At 71.6% G+C, this 19,214-nt stretch carries 15 protein-coding genes; 12 read left to right on the top strand and 3 right to left on the bottom strand.

Translation table 11 applies throughout. The annotated features are described in order from the left end of the window. Positions 1-17: 17 nt before the first annotated feature. The 7 genes from AC3AGO_RS25650 (at position 18) to AC3AGO_RS25680 (ending at position 10,473) form a co-directional block, all read left to right on the top strand. Positions 18-1,805, top strand: coding sequence for a Na+/H+ antiporter subunit D (locus AC3AGO_RS25650; RefSeq protein ID WP_487822593.1), 1,788 nt, complete (start codon positions 18-20; stop codon positions 1,803-1,805). Further along, complete coding sequence (locus tag AC3AGO_RS25655; protein ID WP_487822594.1) at positions 1,802-2,383, top strand: Na+/H+ antiporter subunit E; 582 nt, start codon at positions 1,802-1,804, stop codon at positions 2,381-2,383. Before AC3AGO_RS25650 ends, AC3AGO_RS25655 begins: the two co-directional genes overlap by 4 nt. Beyond that, a complete protein-coding gene (locus AC3AGO_RS25660; RefSeq protein WP_487822595.1) occupies positions 2,380-2,871 on the top strand; it encodes an MrpF/PhaF family protein in 492 nt (163 codons plus the stop codon). Before AC3AGO_RS25655 ends, AC3AGO_RS25660 begins: the two co-directional genes overlap by 4 nt. Next, a complete protein-coding gene (gene mnhG, locus AC3AGO_RS25665; RefSeq protein WP_487822596.1) occupies positions 2,868-3,236 on the top strand; it encodes a monovalent cation/H(+) antiporter subunit G in 369 nt (122 codons plus the stop codon). Before AC3AGO_RS25660 ends, mnhG begins: the two co-directional genes overlap by 4 nt. Positions 3,237-3,342: 106 nt before the next feature. Continuing rightward, positions 3,343-4,107, top strand: coding sequence for a VIT1/CCC1 transporter family protein (locus tag AC3AGO_RS25670; protein ID WP_487822597.1), 765 nt, complete (start codon positions 3,343-3,345; stop codon positions 4,105-4,107). Positions 4,108-4,412: 305 nt separating this feature from the next. Continuing rightward, a complete protein-coding gene (gene gltB / locus AC3AGO_RS25675; protein WP_487822598.1) occupies positions 4,413-9,020 on the top strand; it encodes a glutamate synthase large subunit in 4,608 nt (1,535 codons plus the stop codon). Beyond that, positions 9,013-10,473, top strand: coding sequence for a glutamate synthase subunit beta (locus tag AC3AGO_RS25680; protein WP_487822599.1), 1,461 nt, complete (start codon positions 9,013-9,015; stop codon positions 10,471-10,473). The genes gltB and AC3AGO_RS25680 overlap by 8 nt, the downstream gene beginning before the upstream one ends. 91 nt (positions 10,474-10,564) lie before the next feature. On the opposite strand, the gene AC3AGO_RS25685 is transcribed toward AC3AGO_RS25680, so the two are convergent. After that, positions 10,565-11,431: a helix-turn-helix transcriptional regulator gene (locus tag AC3AGO_RS25685; protein WP_487822600.1), complete on the bottom strand. Its 867-nt coding sequence runs from the start codon at positions 11,429-11,431 to the stop codon at positions 10,565-10,567. A gap of 166 nt (positions 11,432-11,597) precedes the next feature. Here AC3AGO_RS25685 and AC3AGO_RS25690 point away from each other — a divergent pair, with 166 nt between their 5' ends. Further along, positions 11,598-13,034: an MFS transporter gene (locus tag AC3AGO_RS25690; protein WP_487822601.1), complete on the top strand. Its 1,437-nt coding sequence runs from the start codon at positions 11,598-11,600 to the stop codon at positions 13,032-13,034. A gap of 7 nt (positions 13,035-13,041) precedes the next feature. Here the strand turns inward: AC3AGO_RS25690 and AC3AGO_RS25695 are convergent, their stop codons facing one another. Both AC3AGO_RS25695 and AC3AGO_RS25700 read right to left on the bottom strand, forming a co-directional pair. Beyond that, positions 13,042-14,562, bottom strand: coding sequence for an amino acid permease (locus AC3AGO_RS25695; RefSeq protein ID WP_487822602.1), 1,521 nt, complete (start codon positions 14,560-14,562; stop codon positions 13,042-13,044). A 21-nt stretch (positions 14,563-14,583) separates the two neighbouring features. Then, positions 14,584-15,747: an aminotransferase class V-fold PLP-dependent enzyme gene (locus AC3AGO_RS25700; RefSeq protein WP_487822603.1), complete on the bottom strand. Its 1,164-nt coding sequence runs from the start codon at positions 15,745-15,747 to the stop codon at positions 14,584-14,586. Positions 15,748-15,909: 162 nt separating this feature from the next. On the opposite strand from AC3AGO_RS25700, the gene AC3AGO_RS25705 reads away from it, so the two are divergent. The 4 genes from AC3AGO_RS25705 (at position 15,910) to AC3AGO_RS25720 (ending at position 19,177) form a co-directional block, all read left to right on the top strand. After that, a complete protein-coding gene (locus AC3AGO_RS25705; protein WP_487822604.1) occupies positions 15,910-16,596 on the top strand; it encodes a FadR/GntR family transcriptional regulator in 687 nt (228 codons plus the stop codon). 95 nt (positions 16,597-16,691) lie between these two features. Then, the gene (locus AC3AGO_RS25710) at positions 16,692-17,642 is read left to right on the top strand and encodes a hypothetical protein (protein ID WP_487822605.1); all 951 of its coding nucleotides are present in this window, start codon (positions 16,692-16,694) and stop codon (positions 17,640-17,642) included. Beyond that, a complete protein-coding gene (locus tag AC3AGO_RS25715; protein ID WP_487822606.1) occupies positions 17,617-18,354 on the top strand; it encodes a hypothetical protein in 738 nt (245 codons plus the stop codon). The genes AC3AGO_RS25710 and AC3AGO_RS25715 overlap by 26 nt, the downstream gene beginning before the upstream one ends. Next, positions 18,335-19,177 carry an inositol monophosphatase family protein gene (locus AC3AGO_RS25720; protein ID WP_487822607.1) on the top strand — a complete coding sequence of 281 codons (843 nt, stop codon included), beginning with the start codon at positions 18,335-18,337 and terminating at the stop codon, positions 19,175-19,177. Before AC3AGO_RS25715 ends, AC3AGO_RS25720 begins: the two co-directional genes overlap by 20 nt. The last annotated feature ends 37 nt before the right edge of the window (positions 19,178-19,214 follow it).

The following is a 19,214-nucleotide window of genomic DNA, read 5'->3' on the forward strand; positions in this document are numbered from 1 at the left end:
ACGCACGGAGGTGGCCGATGAGCGGCGGCCACCCGCCCGACGCAGCGACCGTCGCCTCGGTGCTCGTCCCGCTGCCCGTCGTCCTCCCGCTGTGCGCCGCGGGACTCAAACTCGCCATCGGCGTACGGCTGCAGCGCACACAGCGCGTCATCAGCGCGCTCGTGCTGGCTGTCGTCTTCGGCGTCTCCCTGGTGCTGCTCTTCACCGCCGACACGCACGGCCCGCAGGTCATGTACTCCGGCGGCTGGGCACCCCCCGTCGGCATCTCGCTGGTCGCCGACAGGCTGTCCGCACTGATGCTGGTGATCTCCTCGGCGGTCACCCTGTGCGTGCTCATCTACTCCGTCGGACAGGGCATGGCGGACAGGGAGGAGGCCGCGCCGCTCTCCGTCTTCCACCCCTCCTACCTGGTGCTGGTCGCCGGGGTGTCGGACACCTTCCTGGCGGGCGACCTGTTCAACCTGTACGTCGGTTTCGAGATCATGCTGACGGCCAGTTATGTGCTGCTGACGCTCGGCGGGACCATCGCGCGGATCCGCGCGGGCGCGACGTACGCGATCGTGTCGCTGCTGTCGTCCGTGCTGTTCATGGCCGCGATCGGCATGGTGTACGCGGCGGCGGGCACCGTCACCATGGCCCAACTGCCCGAGCGGCTGGACCAGTTGCCGGAGGGCGTGAGGACGCTGATCCAGCTCGCGCTGCTCACGGTGTTCGGCATCAAGGCGGCCGTGTTCCCGCTCGCCGCCTGGCTGCCGGACTCCTATCCGACCGCGCCCGCACCGGTGACCGCCGTGTTCGCCGGACTGCTGACGAAGGTCGGCATCTACGCGATGCTGCGCACCCAGACACTGCTGTTCCCCGGCAGCCGGCTCGGCGACGTACTGATGGTGCTCGCCCTGCTGTCCCTCGTCGTCGGCATCCTGGGCGCGGTCGCACAGACCGACCTCAAACGGCTGCTGTCCTTCACGCTCATCAGTCACATGGGCTACATGGTGTTCGGCATCGCGCTCGCCTCGCAGGCCGGATTCCAGGGCGCCATCTTCTACGTCGCACACCACATCACCGTGCAGACCACCCTGTTCCTGGTGGCCGGACTGATCGAGCGGAGAGGCGGTTCGACGGACCTGCTGCGGCTGGGCGGACTGGCCACACTGTCGCCGGTACTGGCCGCACTGTTCTTCGTTCCCGCCATGAATCTCGCCGGCATCCCGCCGCTGTCCGGGTTCCTGGGCAAGCTGGGGCTGATGCGGGCCGGCGTCGAGAACGGCGGAGCGATGGCGTACGTGCTGATCGCCGGAGGAATGGCGACCAGCCTGCTGACCCTGTACGCCATGGCGAAGGTGTGGAACCTGGCCTTCTGGCGGGCCGCACCGCCCGAACTGTACGAAGTGGGCACGGTGCTGGAGGAGACCGACGACTCCGACGACTCCGGTGACACGGACGACGAGGGAGCCGGCGCCGTACACGGGGACGACCGGGCGGACGACGGTTCCGGGGGCTGGGGCGGTGCGCCGGACAGCGCGGCCGACGGTGAGACTGTGCCCGCCGCCGTCGCGGTGGCGGAGCAGGAGGACACCGGCGCCCGGATCGAGCCCGCCGGGCACGCGAGGGCCGCCAGCTTCAGCGGCCGTGAGATCACCACCACCAGCACCCTGCCCGGCAGCATGGTCGTCTCCACGATCGCGCTCGTCCTGCTCGGCCTGGCGTTCACCGTGTTCGCCGGTCCGCTGTCCGGGCTCACCGACCGCGCCGCGGCCGAACTGATGGCCCGTACGCCCTATGTGACGGCGGTGATGGGGAAGTGACGGAGCCTCGACAGCCGGCCCGCGCCGGACGGCTGCGTGCCACACAGTGGCCGATGGTGCTCGGCCTGACCCTGCTGTGGGTGCTGCTGTGGGGCACGGTCACGCTGCCCAACGTGCTGACGGGTGTCCTCGTCGGCGTGCTGGTCTGCTTCGTGTTCCCGCTGCCGCGGATCGAGACCCAGGTGCGGCTGCACCCCGTCGGCGTGGTGCGCCTCGCGCTGCGCTGCGCCGCCGACATGGCGGTGTCCAGCTGGCGGATCAACCGGTTCATCCTCGCTCCGGGACCGCCCGCCTGCGCGGTGATCCGCGTACGGCTGCGCTGCCCCGGCGATCTGCTGCTGACCACCACCGCCATCGCCGTCTCCGTGGTGCCGGGCAGCAGCGTGCTGGAGGTGAACCGCGCCGCCGGGACGCTCTATCTGCACGTGATGGGCGCACGCGACGAGGCCGAACGGGACCGTGCGCGGCGCGAAGTGCTGCGCCTGGAACGGCGGGTGGTACGGGCCTTCGGCACCCGCGAGGACATCGCACGGGTGCGGGCGACGGCGGCCGCCGACGAGGGGGAGGAGCACGGATGAGCCCGCGGGACCTGACGGACATGACCGACGGCGGGCCGGTACTGGACACCGTCCTGGTGGTGGTGCTGGCCCTGCTGCTGACCTCCGGCGTGCTGGTCGTCGTGCGGATGGCCAGGGGCCCCTCCACGCTGGACCGGGCCGTCGCGCTCGACGCGCTCGTCGCCGTGGTGATGGCGGGCATCGGCGTACAGACGGCGGTGCAGCACAACGGCTACTACCTGCCGGCGCTCCTGGTGCTCTCCTTCCTGGGGTTCACCGGCTCGGTGGGCGTCGCCCGGTTCATGGCGCTGCGCGACGAGGCGGGCAGCGAGGACGCCGACAGCCGTACGGACACGGCCACCGCACCGGGCGACGCGAGCACGGGCCCGGACAGCGGGACCCGCACGGGGGCGGTGCCGGACACCGGCGACGGCGGCGGGACCGGCGGCGGTCCGCGCGGCGAGAGCCCGGGCGGCGACGCCGGGGCGGGACAGGGGGACACGCGATGACCTGGACCGACGTGGCGGACGTCGCGGGCGCGGCGTTCATGCTCGCCGGGGCGCTGCTCTGCCTGCTGGCCGGCATCGGACTGGTGCGGCTGCCGGACGTGCTGACGCGCATGCACGCGGCGACCAAGCCGCAGTCGTTCGGGCTGCTGCTGGTGCTGATCGGCGCCGGACTGTGGCTCCGTACCGTCATCGATCTGACGACGCTGCTCCTGATCGGCTTCTTCCAGCTGATCACCTCTCCGGTCGCCGCCCACATGGTGGGACGCGCTGCGGCCCGCACGGGGCGGATGGACCGGCGGGGAATCGTCGTCGACGAGCTGGCCGAGGATCTTGGCCTGGATGAAAACCGCAGGTCAGGGCGGTAAGTTCGGCCTAACTTGCTAGCGCGTGCAAGGAATTCGCGCGTACCTTCGAGGTGTTGGGACTTCGGGGCACCGGCCCCGGTCCTCCGCGAAGGGAGCACGCCGCACCATGACCACCGCACTGGAAGAGAAGCAGCCGCAGGGCGGGAGCCCGGAGGTGGCGGCCAAGGCCGTCGAGGCCGAGGCCACCCCGCACTCCCACCGCGACGTCAACGGCGGCTGGCTGCGTCCCGCGGTGTTCGGCGCCATGGACGGGCTGGTCTCCAACCTCGGCCTGATGACGGGTGTCGCGGGCAGTTCCGCGGCGCCGCAGACCATCGTGATCTCCGGCCTGGCGGGCCTCGCGGCGGGCGCCTTCTCGATGGCCGCCGGCGAGTACACCTCCGTCGCCTCGCAGCGCGAACTCGTCCTGTCGGAGCTGGAGGTGGAGCGCCGCGAGCTGCGCAGGCACCCGCAGGAAGAGGTGCGGGAGCTGGCCGCGCTGTACGAAGGGCGGGGCGTGGAGCCGGAGTTGGCGAGGGAGGTCGCCGAGCAGCTGCACCGGGATCCGGAGCAGGCGCTGGAGATACACGCCCGTGAGGAGCTCGGCGTCGATCCCTCGGATCTGCCGTCACCCACAGTGGCCGCCGTCTCCTCCTTCCTTTCTTTCTCCGCCGGAGCCATCATGCCTGTACTGCCGTATCTGGCCGGTGCGACGTCGCTGTGGCCCGCGGTGGTGCTGGCGCTGCTGGGACTGTTCGTCTGCGGCGCGGTCGTCGCGCGGGTGACGGCCCGGTCGTGGTGGTTCAGCGGTCTGCGTCAGCTGGTTCTCGGTGGCGCCGCTGCTGCCGTGACGTACGGGCTTGGTGCGCTCTTCGGTGTGGCTGTGGGCTGAGTCATATGGCGAGAGGGCCGTCGACCCGTCATGATCTCGGTGTTACCCAACGGTTTCGGTTTGTTCAACGGCGGGCAGAAGCCGGGTCGGCCCGGAGGCAATGACGCCCCTGACGGCCGGTTGATCTGAGGTCTTGACGGCCCTTTCCCTTTGTATCGCAGCCTGCTGCGCTGTCCGCATAATGGAATGTGGACTCCACTTTTCGGGAATCGGGCCATCATGTAACCTGCGCGAAAATTTGAATGCAGAGGGCCAACGTCGTCCCTCGGCGCCAGTCAGTTGCCACGATGACGACGGGAGAGCCGATGCGTGCAGCGTTTCAGGCGGCCCACCCTGCCAAGCAGGGCCTGTATGACCCCCGATATGAGCACGACGCCTGCGGCGTCGGCTTCGTGGCCACGCTCACCGGTGTAGCAAGCCATGATCTGGTCGAGCGGGCACTGACCGTTCTCCGGAATCTGGAACACCGCGGAGCCACCGGCTCCGACCCGGACACCGGTGACGGCGCGGGCATTCTGTGCCAGATCCCGGACGCCTTCCTCCGGGAGAACGTTTCCTTCGAGCTTCCGGGCGCCGCGGCCTACGCCGTCGGTATCGCCTTCCTGCCCGCCGAGGAAGCGGAAGCGGCCGCCGCCGTCTCACAGATCGAGACGCTGGCCGGCGAGGAGGGCCTGAAGGTCCTCGGCTGGCGCGAGGTCCCGGTCGCCCCCGGGCTGCTCGGCGCCGGCGCCCGCGAGACCATGCCGTCCTTCCGCCAGCTCTTCGTCGCCGACGCCGAGGCTGCCGACGATAAGCAGGGCCGCGACGGACTGGCCCTGGACCGGCTGGCGTTCGTGCTGCGCAAGCGCGCCGAGCGCGAGGCCGGCGTGTACTTCCCGTCGCTCTCCGCGCGCACCATCGTCTACAAGGGCATGCTCACCACCGGTCAGCTGGAGCCCTTCTTCCCGGATCTGTCCGACCGGCGGTTCGCCTCCGCCATCGCGCTGGTGCACTCCCGGTTCTCCACCAACACCTTCCCGAGCTGGCCGCTCGCGCACCCGTACCGCTTCGTCGCGCACAACGGCGAGATCAACACGGTGCAGGGCAACCGCAACTGGATGCGCGCCCGCGAATCGCAGCTGGCGTCGGGTCTGTTCGGTCAGGACACCGAGAAGCTGGAGCGGATCTTCCCGGTCTGCACCCCGGACGCCTCGGACTCCGCCACCTTCGACGAGGTGCTGGAACTGCTGCACCTGGGCGGGCGTTCGCTGCCCCACTCGGTGCTGATGATGGTGCCCGAGGCCTGGGAGAACAGTGACTCCATGGACGCGCAGCGCCGCGCGTTCTACCAGTACCACTCCACGATGATGGAGCCCTGGGACGGCCCGGCCTGTGTCACCTTCACCGACGGCACCCAGGTCGGCGCGGTTCTCGACCGCAACGGCCTGCGCCCCGGCCGCTACTGGGTCACCGACGACGGGCTCGTCGTGCTGGGCTCCGAGGTCGGCGTCCTGGACATAGACCCGGCGAAGATCGTCCGCAAGGGCCGGCTGCAGCCGGGCCGGATGTTCCTGGTGGACACCGCCGAACACCGGATCATCGAGGACGACGAGGTCAAGGGGCAGCTCGCGGCCGAGAAGCCGTACGAGGAGTGGCTGGACACCGGGCTCATCGAGCTCGCCGACCTGCCCGAGCGCGAGCACATCGTGCACACCCACGCCTCCGTCACGCGCCGCCAGCAGACCTTCGGCTACACCGAGGAGGAGCTGCGCGTCCTCCTCGCGCCGATGGCGAAGGCCGGCGCCGAGCCGATCGGTTCGATGGGTACGGACTCGCCGATCGCCGCGCTGTCCGACCGGCCGCGGCTGATCTTCGACTACTTCACCCAGCTGTTCGCGCAGGTCACGAACCCGCCGCTGGACGCCATCCGCGAGGAGCTGGTCACCTCGCTGCACTCGTCGCTGGGCCCGCAGGGCAACCTGCTGGAGCCGACGGCGGCGTCCTGTCGCAGCGTCAACCTGCCCTTCCCGGTGATCGACAACGATGAGCTGGCCAAGCTCATACACATCAACGCCGACGGCGACCTGCCCGGCTTCAAGTCCACCACCCTCTCCGGCCTGTACCGGGTGCACGACGGGGGCGAAGGACTGGCCGCGCGGATCAAGACGATCTGCGCCGAGGCGGACAAGGCCATCGAGGCCGGCGCCCGGCTCATCGTGCTCTCCGACCGGCACTCGGACGCCGAGCACGCGCCGATCCCGTCGCTGCTGCTCACCTCGGCCGTGCACCACCACCTCATCCGCACCAAGCAGCGCACCCAGGTGGGGCTGCTGGTGGAGGCCGGCGATGTGCGCGAGGTGCACCACGTCGCGCTGCTCATCGGCTACGGCGCCGCCGCGGTCAACCCGTACCTGGCGATGGAGTCCGTCGAGGACCTCGTCCGCGCGGGCACGTTCCTGCCGGAGGGCACCGACCCCGAGCAGGCCATCCGCAACCTGATCTACGCGCTGGGCAAGGGCGTGCTGAAGGTGATGTCCAAGATGGGCATCTCCACCGTCGCCTCCTACCGCGGCGCGCAGGTCTTCGAGGCCGTCGGCCTGGACGACTCGTTCGTCGACACGTTCTTCCACGGCACCACCACGAAGATCGGCGGCGCCGGTCTCGACGTGATCGCCAAGGAGGTCGCGGCCCGGCACGCCAAGGCGTACCCGGCGACCGGCATCGCGCCGGCCCACCGCGACCTGGACATCGGCGGCGAGTACCAGTGGCGCCGCGAGGGCGAGCCGCACCTGTTCGACCCGGACACGGTGTTCCGCCTGCAGCACTCCACGCGCAGCCGCCGGTACGACATCTTCAAGCAGTACACGCAGCGCGTCGACGAGCAGGCCGAGCGGCTGATGACGCTGCGCGGACTGTTCCAGTTCAAGTCCGCCGACTCCGCGAAGGACGGGGCCCGCGAGCCGATCTCCATCGACGAGGTGGAGCCGGTCAGCGAGATCGTGAAGCGGTTCTCCACCGGCGCCATGTCGTACGGCTCCATCTCGCAGGAGGCGCACGAGACCCTCGCCATCGCCATGAACCAGCTGGGCGGCAAGTCCAACACCGGTGAGGGCGGCGAGGACGCGGAGCGGCTCTACGACCCGGCCCGCCGTTCGTCGATCAAGCAGGTGGCCTCCGGCCGCTTCGGCGTGACCAGCGAATACCTGGTCAACTCCGACGACATCCAGATCAAGATGGCGCAGGGCGCCAAGCCCGGCGAGGGCGGCCAGCTGCCCGGCCACAAGGTGTACCCGTGGGTGGCCAAGACCCGGCACTCGACGCCGGGCGTCGGCCTCATCTCGCCGCCGCCGCACCACGACATCTACTCGATCGAGGACCTCGCCCAGCTCATCCACGACCTGAAGAACGCCAACCCGCAGGCGCGCATTCACGTCAAGCTGGTCTCCGAGGTCGGCGTCGGCACCGTCGCCGCCGGTGTGTCCAAGGCGCACGCCGACGTCGTGCTCGTCTCGGGCCACGACGGCGGTACGGGCGCCTCGCCGCTCACCTCGCTCAAGCACGCGGGCGGCCCCTGGGAGCTGGGTCTCGCCGAGACGCAGCAGACGCTGCTGCTCAACGGGCTGCGCGACCGCATCGTCGTGCAGACCGACGGCCAGCTGAAGACCGGCCGGGACGTCGTCATCGCCGCCCTGCTGGGCGCCGAGGAGTACGGCTTCGCGACGGCTCCGCTGGTGGTCTCCGGCTGCGTCATGATGCGTGTCTGCCATCTGGACACCTGCCCGGTCGGCATCGCCACGCAGAACCCGACGCTCCGCGAGCGCTACAGCGGCCAGGCCGAGTACGTCGTCAACTTCTTCCAGTACATCGCCGAAGAGGTCCGCGAGATCCTCGCCGAGCTGGGCTTCCGTACGCTGGACGAGGCCATCGGGCACGCCGAGCTGCTGGACACCTCGCGCGCCGTGGACCACTGGAAGGCCCAGGGCATGGACCTGGCGCCGCTGCTGCACGTGCCGGAGCTGCCCGAGGGCGCCGTACGCCACCAGGCCGTCGAGCAGGACCACGGCCTGGCCAAGGCGCTCGACAACGAGCTGATCAAGCTGGCGGCCGACGCGCTGTCCGTGGACAGTGCCGAGGCGGCCCAGCCGGTCCGCGGCCAGGTCGCGATCCGCAACATCAACCGCACCGTCGGCACGATGCTGGGCCACGAGGTGACGAAGAAGTTCGGCGGCGCGGGTCTGCCCGACGACACCGTCGACATCACCTTCACCGGTTCGGCGGGCCAGTCCTTCGGCGCGTTCGTGCCGCGCGGCATCACGCTGCGGCTGGAGGGCGACGCCAACGACTACGTCGGCAAGGGCCTCTCCGGCGGCCGGATCGTGGTCCGCCCGGAGCGCGGCGCCGACCATCTCGCCGAGTTCTCGACCATCGCGGGCAACACCCTCGCGTACGGCGCGACCGGCGGCGAGATGTTCCTGCGCGGCAGCGTGGGCGAGCGGTTCTGCGTCCGCAACTCCGGCGCCACCGTCGTCTCGGAGGGCGTGGGCGACCACGGCTGCGAGTACATGACCGGCGGCAAGGCGGTCGTCCTGGGCGACACGGGGCGGAACTTCGGCGCCGGCATGTCCGGCGGCATCGCCTACGTGCTCGACCTCGACCCGGCGGACGTCAACGCGGGCCTGCGGGACGCCGTCGAGGACCTGGACGACGACGACCAGCTGTGGCTGCACGACGTGGTGCGCCGCCACCAGGAGGAGACCGGGTCCACCGTGGCCGAGAAGCTCCTCGCCGACTGGGACCGGTCGGTCGCCCGCTTCCAGCGGGTCGTTCCGGCCACCTTCAAGGCCGTGCTCGCCGCCAAGGACGCCGCCGAGCGAGCCGGACTCTCCGAGTCCGAGACCCACGAGAAGATGATGGAGGCGGCGACCAATGGCTGACCCCAAGGGCTTTCTGACCACGGATCGCGAGGTCGCCAAGACCCGTCCCGTGGAGGAGCGCGTCAAGGACTGGAACGAGGTCTACCAGCCCGGCTCCCTGCTGCCGATCATCAGCAAGCAGGCCGGACGCTGCATGGACTGCGGCATCCCGTTCTGTCACAACGGCTGTCCGCTGGGGAACCTCATCCCCGAGTGGAACGACTACGCCTACCGGGAGGACTGGGAGGCGGCCAGCGAGCGGCTGCACGCCACCAACAACTTCCCCGAGTTCACGGGCCGGCTCTGCCCCGCGCCGTGCGAGTCGGCGTGCGTGCTGGCCATCAACCAGCCCGCCGTGACCATCAAGAACGTCGAGGTCTCGATCATCGACAAGGCGTGGGACAACGGTGACGTCACGCCGCAGCCGCCCGAGCGGCTGTCCGGCAAGACCGTCGCCGTGATCGGCTCGGGCCCGGCGGGTCTCGCCGCAGCCCAGCAGCTGACCCGCGCGGGCCACACCGTCGCCGTCTACGAGCGCGCGGACCGTATCGGCGGTCTTCTCCGGTACGGCATCCCCGAGTTCAAGATGGAGAAGCGGCACATCAACCGCCGCATCGAGCAGATGCGCGCGGAGGGCACCAAGTTCCGTACCGGTGTGGAGATCGGCCGGGATGTGGACGCCGCGTCGCTGCGCAAGCGGTACGACGCCGTCGTCATCGCCGCCGGCTCGACCACCTCGCGCGATCTGCCGGCGCCCGGCCGCGAGCTGAACGGCATTCACTTCGCGATGGAGTACCTGCCGCTGTCCAACAAGGTGCAGGAGGGCGACTTCGTCGCCCCGCCGATCACCGCCGAGGGCAAGCACGTCGTCGTCATCGGCGGCGGCGACACCGGCGCCGACTGTGTCGGCACGGCGCACCGGCAGGGCGCGGCCTCCGTCACCCAGCTGGAGATCATGCCGAAGCCGGGCGAGGAGCGCAGCGAGGGTCAGCCCTGGCCGACCTTCCCGATGCTCTACAAGGTCACCTCGGCCCACGAGGAGGGCGGCGAGCGGATCTACTCCGTCAACACCACCCACTTCGAGGGCGACGAGGACGGCAACGTCCAGTGGCTGCACCTCGTCGAGGTGGAGATGAAGGACGGCAAGCTGGAGCAGAAGCCCGGCACCGAGCGGAAGATCCCCGCCCAGCTGGTCACCCTCGCCATGGGCTTCACCGGCATCGACCGGGAGAACGGCCTGGTCGAGCAGTTCGGCGTGGAGCTCGACCAGCGGGGCAACGTCTCCCGCGACGGCGAGTACGCCACCAGCGTCGACGGCGTGTACGTCGCCGGTGACGCCGGGCGCGGCCAGTCGCTCATCGTGTGGGCCATCGCCGAGGGCCGTTCCGCGGCCCGCGCCGTGGACCGCTACCTGGCCGGTTCGAGCGCCCTCCCGGCGCCGATCAAGCCGACGGACCGCTCACTGGCGGTCTGACGGGCCGCAGGCCCCGCAGCATGTGACGGCGCCCGCCCTTCCCCGAGCCGGGGAGGGCGGGCGCCGTCGTGCTATGCGGGCCGGACTCGCGTCAGCGCGGGGCGCGTTCGGCCGCCTCGTGCTGGTCGTCGGCCAGGTCGAGGAGCAGCATCGCGTCGTGGTCGGTGCTGCCGGGCGTGGCCTGATAGGCGACCAGGCGCTGCCCGTCCGTGCGGGACAGCGCCATCACCTCGTACGAGAGGGACATCGCGCCCACGTCCGGGTGCCGGAAGTCCTTGTGGCCGCCGCCGCGGGCCTGCACCTCGTAACGCTCCCAGATGCGGGTGAAATCGGGGCTCTTCTCCAGCAACTCGCCCACGAGCGGGGCGAGATCGGGGTGGTCCGGGTTGGCGCCCGCGACGGCGCGCAGGTGCGCCACGCTGTGCCCGGCCATCTCCTCCCAGTTCTTGTACAGTTCGCGGCTCTGCGGATGCAGGAACATGTAGCGGGTGACGTTGCGCCGCGCCTCCGGCCAGTCCAGCAGGCCGGGCATCAGCCGCCCGCCGGAACGGTTCGTGGCCAGCATGTCGTTGGTGCGGCTGACGACGTACGCCGGGCTGGGCCGCAGCGACTCCAGGAGCTGCAGCACGGAGGGGCGCACCGTACGGTCCGCCGGACTGAGATCGCAGTGCCGACCCGACGCCAGCGCCGCGAGATCGCGCAGCCGTTGCAGCGCCTCGCCGGACAACTGGAGGGCGCGGCCCAGGGATTCGACGACGGCCGTTCCCGGGCGGGTCTCCCGGCCGCGCTCCAGCCGCGTGTAGTAGTCGACACTCACGCCGGCCAGCGTCGCCAGCTCCTCGCGGCGCAGCCCCGGGGTGCGGCGCGTCCCGGGACCCGTGGGAAGTCCGGCGTCCTCGGGGCGGACCAGCTCCCGGCGGGCCCTGAGGAACCTGCCCAGCTCCGTACCGTCGCTCATCCTCGCATTGTTGCAGGGCGCAGCCGTTCTGCGCGCCGTGAGGGGCCCTGTCACACCCCCGTACAGCGCTCCCCCGAACGGCCCGGTCTGCCACCGCGGCGGAAACCGGGAGACCGTGGCGGAGCCGGACACCGGACGGCACCGACGGAAGAGGAGAGCGCGGACCATGACGGCCCCCACGGAAGAGACGGCGTACGGCACGGCGGGGACGGCGAGTACGGCCACCGAGGGGGTGTCGCCGCCGGGGCCCGCGGCGGCGGGCGCCCTCGCGCTGGCCGCGTCGCTGCTCGGGTTCTTCGTCATCACCGTCGACGTGTCCGCCGTCAACGTGGCGCTTCCTGCGATCGGTTCGGGGCTCGGCGGCGGAATGGCCGGGCTGCAGTGGGTCGTCGACAGCTACACGCTGATGTTCGCCGCGCTGATGCTGTCCGCCGGGGCGCTCTCGGACCGGATCGGCGCGCGGCGGGCGTACGGCTGGGGGCTCGGCGTGTTCACGCTCGCGTCCCTCGCGTGCGGGCTCGCCCCGTCGATGGGCGCCCTCGTCGCGGCCCGGGTGGTGCAGGGCGCGGCCGCGGCCGTCATGATGCCCACGTCGCTGGCACTGATCCGGCAGGCGTACACCGAGGCGGACCGGCGGGCCCGGGCCATCGCCCTGTGGACGACCGGCGGCGCCGTGGCCATGGCAGCGGGCCCGGTCCTCGGCGGGCTGCTCACCTCGGGCGTCGGCTGGCGCGCGGTCTTCCTGATCAACCTGCCCGTGGGGCTGCTGGGTGTCGCCCTGCTGCTGCGCGTGCCGCGTTCGCCGCGCCGCCCCGCGCCCTTCGACCCGGCCGGGCAGATCACCGCGGTACTCGCGCTCGCCGCGCTGACGTTCGTCGTGATCGAGGGCGGGCACGCCGGGTACGGCGGACTCGCCGTCCCGGCCGGACTCGTGGTGGCGGCCGTCGCCGCGGTCTGCTTCGTCGTCGTGGAGCGGCGCAGGGCCGAACCGATGCTGCCGCCGGAGCTGTTCCGGCGCCGTACGGTCACCGTGCCCGTCGTGATCGGGTTCGCGCTCAACGCGGGTTTCTACGGCGCCGTGTTCGCCCTCGGCCTCTTCTTCCAGCAGGCGCGCGGACAGTCCGCGCTGTCGGCGGGGCTGATGTTCGTACCGATGGCGCTGGCGACGGCCGTCCTCAACGTCATGTCGCCCCGGCTCGTCGCCCGCTTCGGCCCTCGGCCGCCCGTTGTGGCGGGTCAACTCGTGCTGGCCGCGGGCCTGTTCGGGCTGCTCGCCGCCGGCACGGACAGCGGTGTCGTGCCGCTCGCGCTGCTGATGCTGCCGGTCGGCATGGGAGGGGCCATCACCATGCCGGCCCTCACGTCGATGATGCTCGACAGCGTCGAGGCCGCCCGCGCCGGTACGGCCGCAGCGCTGCTCAACACCAGCCGTCAGGTGGGCGGGGCGCTGAGCGTGGCCCTGTTCGGGTCGCTGCTGACGGGAACGGGCGCGGCCTTCGTACCGGGGCTGCGGGAGTGCCTGCTGCTCGCGGGAGGGCTGCTGCTGGTGACGGCGGTCGCGGGCGGGCTGCTGCTGCCGCGCCGGGAGGGTGCGACGGTGTGACGGGGCGTCAAGTGGCGGGCCCGGCGGGGGAGTCCGCCGCGGTGACGGCGAGCTCCTCCGGTGCGGGGGACGGCGTTCCCCGTCCGGGGGCGAGCTTGCTGTGCCGGCGCCCCCACAGGACGTAGAGCAGCAGGCCCGCCGCCATCCAGACGAGGAACCGCACCCACGTGATCAGCGGCAGGCTGCCGATCAGGACCAGGCACATCAGGATCGCGACGACGGGCAGGAACGGCACCCACGGGGCGCGGAACGCGCGGTGCATGTCCGGTTTCGTGCGCCGCAGGTGGAGGACGCCGGCGCAGACCGCGATGAACGAGGTCAGCATGCCGATGTTGCCCAGCTCCGCCAGGTCCTGGATGGGCAGCACCGCCGTCATGAACGCCACCATCAGCCCCAGCGTCCACGTGATGCGGCGCGGGCTGCGGGTCACCGGGTGCACCCGCGAGAACCACTCGGGCAGCAGCCGGTCCCGGCTCATCGCGAGGAACACCCGGCTCTGCCCCATCAGCATGATCATCACGACGGTGGTGAGCCCGCAGATCGCGCCGACACCGACCAGCCGTACCGCCCAGTCCTCGCCCGTCGCCCGCAGCGCCGTCGTGATGGGCGCCGCGTTGTCCAGCTTGCTGTAGTGCTGCATGCCCGTGACCACCAGCGACACGGCGACGTACAGCACCGCGCAGACCCCGACCGTCGCCAACAGGGCGATGGGAAGGGTGCGCTGGGGCCGCTTCGCCTCCTCGGCGCTGCTGGCCATGATGTCGAACCCGGAGTACGAGCCGAAGACGATCGCCCCGCCCGTGAGCACCCCGGCGAAGCCGAACGTGGCGTTCGTACTGATCCCCGCCCAGCCCAGCAGCGGCTGGTCCCACACCGAACCGCCCTCGCCCGGCGGCTGCGAAGCGGGCAGGAACGGCTGCCAGTTGGCCGGGTCCACATGCGCGACGCCGACCACCACGAAGACGAGGATGACCGCCACCTTCACCGCCGTCATGGCCGTGTTGACCCGCGCCGTGGTCTGAACTCCCGCGGCCAGCACCGCCGTCAGCACGAGAATGACGGGCACCGCCGGTACGTTGATCACCGCCTCGGGCCCGGCGACGGTCTCCGGCAGCCGGACGCCGAACGAGGCGAGGAGGTCCGTGACGTACTGCGACCAGCCGCTGGCCACACCGCCCGCGCCCATCGTCATGTCGAGGATCAGATCCCAGCCGATCATCCACGCGACCGGCTCGCCCAGCGACACATAGGCGAAGGTGTACGCGCTGCCCGCCACCGGAACCGTCGACGCGAACTCCGTGTAGCAGAGGGCGACAAGAGCGGTCACGAACGCGCCGAGCGCGAAGGAGACGGCGATGCCGGGCCCTGCGAAGTTCGCGGCCGCGGTGCCGGTGAGCACGAAGATGCCCGCGCCGACGGTCACACCGACGCCCATGAAGGTGAGCTGCACAGGCCCGAGGGCACGGTTCAGCCGCGTGACGGGGCTCTCGGCGTCCCGGAGCGTCGCCTCGATCGACTTGGTACGCATGGCGGTTGAGGTCTCCCTCTGTCAGGCTCTGCCGTCGGCCGCGGCCAGGCAGCGCGGGAGGTGCTCGGCGAGATGGGCGTAGTCGTCCGGGGTGTTGTAGAGATGCGCGGACAGCCGCAGGAAGCCGCGGCCGTTCCAGGTGGTGACGGCCGTCGTGCAGCCGGTGTCCGCGAGGATGCGGCGCTGCAGCGCCACCGCCCCGTCCTCGTCGGCGGCCAGCCCCTCGGGCAGCGGCACGAGCCGCATGGCGGGCGCCTCGTTGACCCACACCTCGTCCAGGACGGCATCCAGCGCCTTCGCCACCGTCTCCTGGGCCTGCGCGGCCAGTTCGGTCATGAAGGAGCGCGCCGCGTCCCAGCCGTACCGGTCCTCGACGAACTCCAGCGCGTCCGGCGCCGCCAGCCACGCCGTCAGATCGACGGTGCCCTGCTGGTCGAAGCGGTACGGGAACGGGTACGGCGCGCCCCACGAGTCGGTGAGCGGCCACAGCCGCTGCGCCCGCTCGCCGCGTGCCACCAGGGCCGCCGTACCGCGGGGCGTACAGGGCCACTTGTGCAGATTGCCGACCCAGAAGTCGGCGGCTTCGCCGGACAGTCCCACCGGGTCGGCGAGCATGCCCGGCGCGTGCGCGCCGTCCACCAGCGTGAGGGCGCCGGCCTCCCGCGCGGCGCGGGCGACCCGGTCCACCGGCAGGATCCGCGCGGTCGCCGAGGTGATCTGGTCCACGACGACCAGCGCCGTGTCACCGTCCCCGTCGAGCGCCCCGGCGAAGGCCGCCACCACGGCGTCGTCGTCCGCGTCGAGGGGGACGTGCACCGTACGGACGCTGCCGCCGGCGCGCGCCGCGGCCCGTTCCGCGCCCATGGCGACGGCTCCGTACGTGTGGTCGGACAGCAGGATGCGGGCGCCGCGCGGGAGTTCGAGGCTGCCGAGCACCGTGCTGACGCCCGCGCTGGCGTTGGGCACCAGCGCCAGGGTGTCCTCGGGTACGCGCAGCCAGCCCGCGACGGCGCCGCGCGCGGCGGCGACCCGCTCGGGGAGCCCGCGGAACCAGCTGTCCGGGAAGGCCTCCATCTCCTGCCGCAACGCGTGCTGCCGGGCGAGGACTTCGGCCGGTACGGCGCCGAACGAGCCGTGGTTGAGGTGCCGTACGGAGGGGTCGAGGGCCCAGTGGGAGAGAGTCATCAGTGCACAGCCTCGCCAAGTCATCAGATGAATCCTGCGGCGTTCCGGAGAACCGTAAAGAGGGGAACCCCGTTCTGAACAGGCCCCGCACGTAAAATGCCGGCTACGCGGCGAGAGTCCTTCAGGGCATCGTCTGATGAATTAAGGAGAAAGGGACCGCAGATGGCGGCAACGGACACGGCGGCCGACGGGCTGCGCGCCATGATCGCCGGCGGGGAGCTGGCCCCCGGGCAGCAACTGCCCACCGAACCCGAGCTCTGCGACCGGCTCGGCGTGTCCCGCGGCTCCCTGCGCGAGGCCGTCCGCACCCTCAACGCACTCGGCATGCTGGAGAGCCGGCAGGGCGCCGGTACGTACGTCTCCGCGCTGCGGCCCGGCCAGATGCTGGCCGGCTTCGCCGCGACCGTCGACGTCCTCCCGCTCGACGGCATCCTCGAACTGTTCGCCGTACGCCGCCCGTTGGAGTCCCAGGCCGCCGCGCTCGCCGCGGCCCGCACCGACGACGCGCTCGTCGCCCGGCTGCGCGACCTCCAGGACCGGGTGGCCCGCACCACCTCCGAGGACGAACTGCACGGCCTGGACCGGGAGTTCCACCGCACCGTGTGCGCGGCCTCCGGGAACGAGGCGCTGGCCGCGCTCACCGACGTGCTGCGCTCCCGCGGCCGGGACTACAGCGTCTTCGGCACCGACGACGCGACGGCCGTCCGCACCGCCAGCGACCTCGGCCACGAGGCGCTGATCGCGGCCCTCGCGGCACGCGACCCCGCCGCCGCCTCCGCCGCGATCTCCGCGCACCTCTCCCAGACGGAGGCCTGGCTGCGGAAGCACCACCCCCACCCGGGAGAGTGAGAGGCGCACGGCGCGGGGCGTCCCGTCCGAGCGCCCTGGCGGCGAATGGTCAACACCTCCTACGATGCAGGTCGTTCACGGGGAGGGACACCTAAGTGGCACAGCAAGTGGGGCGCGTCGAGACCGGCGTGGGATGGGTGATCAGGAACCTCGACGCGGTCATCGCGGCCAGTGTCGGCCTGACCGTCGGCCTGATGGACGTCTTCGGCGACGCCGTCAGCGACGACGTCGCCTCCGGGGCGACGCTGCTGGTGCTCAGCGGTCTCGCCATCGGCTCGATCATGGAGCGCATCCGCCGCATGGCCGACATCCGCGAGGCCTCCACCGGCACCAGGGCGGCCCTGGAGGACCTCACCATGGTGCAGTCGCTCTCCGGCGACGCGGTCGCCGAGTCCCTCGCACGGGCGCGGCAGCAGAGCAACAGGTGGGATTTCAAAGGCGGTACGGGCACATACCTGCGGGCCGTCACCCTGCCGGAGCTCGTGGAGAAGGCACGCCAGCAGCGCACCCAGCTCAGCGTGAAGATCGACATCATCAACCCGGGGGACGAGCGCACCTGCGAGGCGTACGCCCGGTTCCGGCAGACCTTCGCGCGGCAGCACAACGCCGGCGTCGCGACCTCCTGGACCAGCGACCGCACCCGCAAGGAGGCGTACGCGACGGTGCTCGCCGCATGCTGGCACCGGCAGCGGCTCCAGACGCTGGAGATCAGCGTGCATCTGTCGTCGGGCGTCCCCACGCTCCGCTTCGACCTGGCCGAAACCGCCCTGATCATCACGCAGGACGACCCCAACCGGGTCAACTTGATGGTGGCCAAGGGCAAGCCGCTCTACGACTACTACGTCACCGAACTCCAGCAGAGCAGAGAGCAGTCCGTACGCCTCGACCTGCGGGACGCGCCCTCGCTCGGCGAGGACCCCACGGCCGATGAGGTACGCACACTCTGCGACAGCCTGGGCATCCCGCTCCCCGCGGCCTTCACCGATCCCGACGTCCGCGAGATCATAGAGAAGGCCCTGCATGCCGAGGACCCCTACCGGAGGTGAGGCGCCCCGGGCGCGGCCCATGGACTACGACGATCTCGCCCACGCCCTCACCCGGACCGGGCGGCACGGCAGCGGCCGGAGCGCGGACTGCCTCGACCCGCGGGCCGCGGCCACGGCCGTGCTGGAGGACATCGCCTGCGGCAAACGGGAGTTACAGGCCGTCCGGCACCCGCTCGGCTTCCTGTGTCTGCCGCTGCTGAGAGACGGCGCGCGCGGAATCTGCATCCACCTCTTCGGCGCGGCCCCCGACGGCGTCCCCGAGGAGGAGCCGGAGGTGTCCATGCACGCGCACAGCTGGGAGCTGCACAGCTACGTGCTCTACGGCCGCGTCGGCAATCTCCCCGTACGGGTGCGGGACGGCGTCGCCGACCCCACCCACCGCATCTACCGGGTGCACAGCGCCCCGGACGGCGAGGACGACATCCTGCCCACGTCCCGGCTCGTGCGGGGAGAGCCGGGCCCCGAACAGATCAGCACCGGCGGCGAGGTCTACACGCTCGCCGCGGGCCGTTTCCACGCCACCGTCGTCCACCGCGAGGCGCCCGCCGCCACACTGGTGCTGGGACGGTCCCTGCCGGGACGGGTGGACCTGGCCCTCGGGCCGCTGCACGGTGGAGGGGGCCGGACGGTGCGGGGGCTGTGCGACAGCGAGCAGACACGCGAGGCCGTGCACGGAGCACTGAGGAGGATCCATGCAGGAGAGCGTGCGTGACCGGAGTGCGGTGGAAGCGGCGTACGCCCGCGAACTGCGGGTGGCCGTCGCCGCGGCCGAGGAGGCCGGAGCCATGCTGCGCGACCGCTTCGGCGCCGCGCTGCACGTCGAGACCAAGGACGACAGCGGCGACGTCGTCACCGACCTCGACCTGGCGGCGGAGAAGCTGATCCTCACCCGGATCCAGGACCACTTCCCGCACGACCGGATCCTCTCCGAGGAGGCCGGCCTTTTCGACGCGGTGGGTGAACGCACCTGGCTCGTCGACCCGTTGGACGGCAGCAACAACGTCGCCATCGGACTGTCCGCGTACGCGGTGGGCATCGGCCTGTGCGTCGGCGGCGACCCCGTGGTCGGCGTCGTCCACGAGCCGCTGACCGGCAGCACCTGGCAGGCGGCGCTCGGACAGGGCGCGTACGGGGGGCCGTTGCGGCTGCCCGGACCGCCCGGCACGGTGCCCCGTTCCGGGCCCGTCCTCGCGTGGACGCAGGGGCACTCCGTACGCGGCACCGACGGCACCGCGGCCGCGCTGCGCGGGGCGCTGGAGCGGGACGCGCGGCGCGTACTCCAGCTGTGGGCGCCGCTGTTGGGCTGGAGCATGCTGGCCCGCGGCACCATCGACGGCTTCGTCGGCTACCGCGCCGAGGGCATCGACCTGCCGGCGGGGGCCCTGCTTGCCGCCGAGGCCGGCGTGGAGTTCCGCACCCTGGACGGGGGGCCGTTCCGGCCCGGGTTCGCGGGGGACGACGCGTTGCGCAGCTTTGTCGCCGCGCGCGGCGACGTGTTGCCGTTTCTGCTGGACCTTGTGGCCGGGGTGCGCTGACCGGTGCGGCTTGCGCTGTGGGTTCGCGCAGTTCCCC

The sequence above is a fragment of the Streptomyces sp. BL1 genome (genome assembly GCF_057628045.1).

Coding starts and splice junctions, on each gene's coding strand:
- AC3AGO_RS25650 (WP_487822593.1), top strand. CDS start 18: ATGAGCGGCGGCCACCCGCCCGACGCAGCGACCGTCGCCTCGGTGCTC.
- AC3AGO_RS25660 (WP_487822595.1), top strand. CDS start 2,380: ATGAGCCCGCGGGACCTGACGGACATGACCGACGGCGGGCCGGTACTG.
- mnhG (WP_487822596.1), top strand. CDS start 2,868: ATGACCTGGACCGACGTGGCGGACGTCGCGGGCGCGGCGTTCATGCTC.
- AC3AGO_RS25670 (WP_487822597.1), top strand. CDS start 3,343: ATGACCACCGCACTGGAAGAGAAGCAGCCGCAGGGCGGGAGCCCGGAG.
- gltB (WP_487822598.1), top strand. CDS start 4,413: ATGCGTGCAGCGTTTCAGGCGGCCCACCCTGCCAAGCAGGGCCTGTAT.
- AC3AGO_RS25680 (WP_487822599.1), top strand. CDS start 9,013: ATGGCTGACCCCAAGGGCTTTCTGACCACGGATCGCGAGGTCGCCAAG.
- AC3AGO_RS25685 (WP_487822600.1), bottom strand. CDS start 11,431: ATGAGCGACGGTACGGAGCTGGGCAGGTTCCTCAGGGCCCGCCGGGAG.
- AC3AGO_RS25690 (WP_487822601.1), top strand. CDS start 11,598: ATGACGGCCCCCACGGAAGAGACGGCGTACGGCACGGCGGGGACGGCG.
- AC3AGO_RS25695 (WP_487822602.1), bottom strand. CDS start 14,562: ATGCGTACCAAGTCGATCGAGGCGACGCTCCGGGACGCCGAGAGCCCC.
- AC3AGO_RS25700 (WP_487822603.1), bottom strand. CDS start 15,747: ATGACTCTCTCCCACTGGGCCCTCGACCCCTCCGTACGGCACCTCAAC.
- AC3AGO_RS25705 (WP_487822604.1), top strand. CDS start 15,910: ATGGCGGCAACGGACACGGCGGCCGACGGGCTGCGCGCCATGATCGCC.
- AC3AGO_RS25715 (WP_487822606.1), top strand. CDS start 17,617: ATGCCGAGGACCCCTACCGGAGGTGAGGCGCCCCGGGCGCGGCCCATG.
- AC3AGO_RS25720 (WP_487822607.1), top strand. CDS start 18,335: ATGCAGGAGAGCGTGCGTGACCGGAGTGCGGTGGAAGCGGCGTACGCC.